Annotated in this window: 1 protein-coding gene; it reads left to right on the top strand. The window is 57.3% G+C overall.

The annotated features are described in order from the left end of the window. Positions 1 to 147 precede the first annotated feature (147 nt). A partial coding sequence (locus K3A85_RS17775) for a hypothetical protein (RefSeq protein ID WP_225207850.1) occupies positions 148 to 358 on the top strand: 211 nt, incomplete at its 3' end.

The following is a 358-nucleotide window of genomic DNA, read 5'->3' as shown; positions in this document are numbered from 1 at the left end:
ATCCTCTGTCACCCGACCCAGATGGGCCAAAGCCTCTTCCAGACGCTCGATCCGGTCCTGATCTGCCATGTGATTCCCTTCCATGTGCTTGTCCACAGCGCGCCCTTCCGTTACAGCAGCCTCGGATTTGGCCGAAGAGGCAGCACCATGGCGAAAAGTCAGAAAAAACAGCCCCGTCCCAAGGCGGATACGCCAAAGGGCTTTCGTGATTATTTTGGCGCAGATGTGAGCGAGCGCAAGGCGATGCTGGATCGTATTGCCGAAATCTATCATCGTCACGGATTTGACCCTTTGGAAACAAGCGCCGTGGAAACGGTCGAGGCGCTCGGCAAGTTCCTGCCCGATGTCGACCGCCCCA

This window comes from Novosphingobium huizhouense (genome assembly GCF_020179475.1).
In the GTDB taxonomy this organism is placed as follows: Bacteria; Pseudomonadota; Alphaproteobacteria; order Sphingomonadales; family Sphingomonadaceae; genus Novosphingobium; species Novosphingobium huizhouense.
The sequence above is the reverse complement of the archived record's forward strand: the minus strand, read 5'-3'. Positions and strand labels throughout refer to the sequence as shown.